Genomic DNA, 3,017 nt, shown 5'->3' with positions numbered 1-3,017 from the left:
CGCCGTGACCGGCGCAGGGATCAAGCCTGACCGCCCGGAGCCGGTCACGGCGGGCCACACCCCCCACCGCAACCAACAAAGGACCACAAGGGACGGCAGCGAAACCCAGCAAAAGGAAACCGGCCGGCCCCCAGCGAAGGGGACCGGCCGGCCAAAAACGCAAAGCGTCACCAGAGCTGCTGGACGACGTCCGCCGCCTGCTCCTCCCACTGCGCGTAGGCGTACGGGAAGGCGGACACCTGAACGGTCTGCGCCGCCGCGGTCAGCGGCAGCTGCTGCCACCCACCGACGTTTTTCAGCGCGTTGAAGAACGCCTTGGCGGAGTAGTCCGGGTCGGTGATCTGCTCGGGCGAACCCCAACCGGACGACGGGCGCTGCTGGAACAGGCCCTGCGAGTCGTGGTCGTTGTACGCACCGAGGTGACCGAGGTTGTACAGCTTCGACTCCTGCAGCGAGGTCGCCACGCCGATGACGGCGCCGCGCTCGCCCACGCCGGTCTCCTTGGCCGCCTTGACGATGGCCTTGGCGTTGGCGATCTGCGCGTCGTCGAGCGGGATCCGCGACTGGGCGCCCTCGACGCCGTGCGGGATGAGCTTGTCCCGGCTCGGCTTCTCGGAGGCCGGCTGGTTCACCTTGTCGGCGCCGGTGGTCTGCGCGGGCACGACGGTTTCGGTCTTCTTGCCCGTTGCCAGGTCGATGGCGGCCACGGCGCCCGCATGGGGTCCGCCGGTCACCGGCGCGGCGATGGCGGTGGGGCCGAACGCCAGGGCGCCGATGGCGGCCACGCCCGCGACGCTCAGCGCGGCCTTGTTCTGCGGGATGTTCGCGATCTTGCTCCGCGTTGCCTCCGCGATCGCGGGCAGCCGTCGAGAGAAGTCCTGCCTGGTCTTGGCGATGGCGGGGAGCCATCGAGTGAAGTGCTGCTTCACGATGGTTGCCCTTTCGATCGTTACGACGCGCTCCGGGGTGAGCGCCCCTCGGGGAACTACCGGCCGGTAAGGGTTTACGGTCCGGCGGTACGGGGAAGACAACCAGCTACCCGTGTCGGTCATTCCGGAAATGCCAGGTGCCGGCGAAGCTGCGGCCCAGGTCACGAGGGGTGTCGGACGAGCTCGTCGGCGGCGGCCGCGATGGGCATGAAGCGGCCTTTCCGGACAGCGAGGACGAACCTGCCGACGGCCCGGAGCGGGCGGCTTTCTCCGGTCAGCGGGCGGCGGGCGTACCGAACCGGACGAGGACGTGCCAGAGCTGCTTGAGGTGCTGGAGGGTGACCTCCGTTGGGCCCCGGTCGGCCCAGCGCCCGGGCTCCGTGACCACCGAGGCGGCCGCCCGGCCGATCAGCGCGGCGTGCACCGGCTCCCCCGGCCCGGCGAACTCCGCGTGCACGCGGGCGGCCAGCGGTGGGATGACCGGTCCCCGGAACTCCGGGTCGATCCCGTCCACCGGCAGTTCGAAGCCGGTGTGCCAGAGCAACGGGAATCCGTGCCGCCGGGCGATCCCGGCCAGCGTCCGCCCCGTCTCGGTGTCCCGGAACGACGGGTCGGCGACCAGCGCCGCGACGTCCCTCGCCAGGCTCAGCTCGCCGTGGATCTGCGCCTCGACGTAGTCGTCGAGCGCCCGACCGGGGGCACCGGGCCGCGCGGACTCCCGCTCCCGGCGGCCTACCAGCGTACGGAGCAGCCTCGCGCTGTCCATGCCCGCCACCCCGAGGCTGACGCCGGTGCCGGCGGTGGCCTCCAGCAGCGCCGCGAGCACCGGCTCGACGACGTCGACGGTGCCCAGATCCTTCGGGCCGAGGTGGCTGTCCCCGAAGCAGAGGGTCGTCCGGCCGAGGACCTCGGGACGCAGCCGCAGGTGACAGGAGCCGAACCGCGGGCAGGCGCCGTCCGGGTGGTCCAGCAGGTTCAGGCCGCCGTACTTGGGACGGTCGGCGGGGCGTACGTCGCCGCTCTGGTACGCCCCGCCGAACAGCGTCTCCTCCCAGCGGTCCCGGCCCCCGCCCGGGAAGGCGGTCAGGCCGCCGTTGGAGATGCCCGTCTCGAACTGGCTGCGGTACACGCCCTCCTCGTCCAAGGCGGTCGCCACCGTGCGGCCGTCGCGCAGCAGGCGGTCCGGGTGGAAGTTGAGCGTCAGCCGGCCGTGCGCGGCGACCGCGGCGATCACGTCCTCCGGCCGGTACGCGGCGCCCGACCCGGCGAGGTGCCGGGCGATGACCGCGAGCGCGGCCGGCCGGTCCCGCAGGGCGACCTGCCGGACGTGCCGCAGGGCGGCGGACTGCGCCGGCGTGAGCGCGGCTGCGTCGGCGGGGGCGGTGCGGGGGACGGACACCGCCCGAGTATCGGCAGGCTCCCCGCCGGGCGCACCTGCATTTCCGCGGCCGACCGGGGTCAGCCGTCGCGGTCGGTGCCGAAGCCGTCGAGGGTGGTCCGCTCGTCCAGCGAGCGCAACTCCTGGAAGACGGTGATGTGCAGGCCCGCCGGCACGTCGAGTCGGGAGTTCAGCGACTGCCACGGGGTGACCGTCGGCGGGGCCACCTGGGACGCGCCTGCCGCGACCAGCCGGTCGGTGACGGCCTGTCGGTCCACTTCGAACGCCACCCGGATTCGCGGGGCGACCTGCCGGCCGACCTCCACCTCGTCGATCATCCGCTTCTGCGCCGGGTTGGCGATCTCCAGCGTGGCTCGGCCCGCCTCGAGGATCACCACCCGGGCACCGTCCCCGCCGGAGAACGCGGCCTGTTCGGGCAGGCCGAGCGCGTCGCGGAAGAAGGCGACCGCGGCGTCGTAGTCGTCGGCCTCCACGACCAGACGCAGCTGGCGGACGGCCGGCGGACGGCTGGCGGGATCATCGGTCATGGCAACTGATGCTAGTGCGGTGTCCACTAACGTTCACCGGGGTTTGCGGTGGGTGTTGTGGATCCTCGCCCTGGGGGCGAGCGACTCCCCACCGGGTGGTGGGGCGGGCCTCCGCGGGCCAACTGATCCTCGCGCCGCCCGGGTTGGGCGGCGGATCCACCA

At 72.8% G+C, this 3,017-nt stretch carries 3 protein-coding genes; all 3 read right to left on the bottom strand.

Annotation, left to right across the window (positions count from 1 at the left end):
* Nucleotides 1–167: 167 nt before the first annotated feature.
* Nucleotides 168–929, bottom strand: a complete 762-nt coding sequence (locus DKT69_RS32690; RefSeq protein WP_201749975.1) for a hypothetical protein — start codon at nucleotides 927–929, stop codon at nucleotides 168–170.
* Between the two features lie 274 nt (nucleotides 930–1,203).
* Nucleotides 1,204–2,328: a DUF3626 domain-containing protein gene (locus DKT69_RS32685; protein WP_109805273.1), complete on the bottom strand. Its 1,125-nt coding sequence runs from the start codon at nucleotides 2,326–2,328 to the stop codon at nucleotides 1,204–1,206.
* A gap of 59 nt (nucleotides 2,329–2,387) precedes the next feature.
* Nucleotides 2,388–2,855, bottom strand: a complete 468-nt coding sequence (locus tag DKT69_RS32680) for a VOC family protein (RefSeq protein ID WP_109805272.1) — start codon at nucleotides 2,853–2,855, stop codon at nucleotides 2,388–2,390.
* Nucleotides 2,856–3,017 lie beyond the last annotated feature (162 nt).

This window comes from Micromonospora sicca (assembly GCF_003172935.1).
GTDB classification, from domain to species: domain Bacteria; phylum Actinomycetota; class Actinomycetes; order Mycobacteriales; family Micromonosporaceae; genus Micromonospora; species Micromonospora sicca.
The sequence above is the reverse complement of the archived record's forward strand: the minus strand, read 5'-3'. Positions and strand labels throughout refer to the sequence as shown.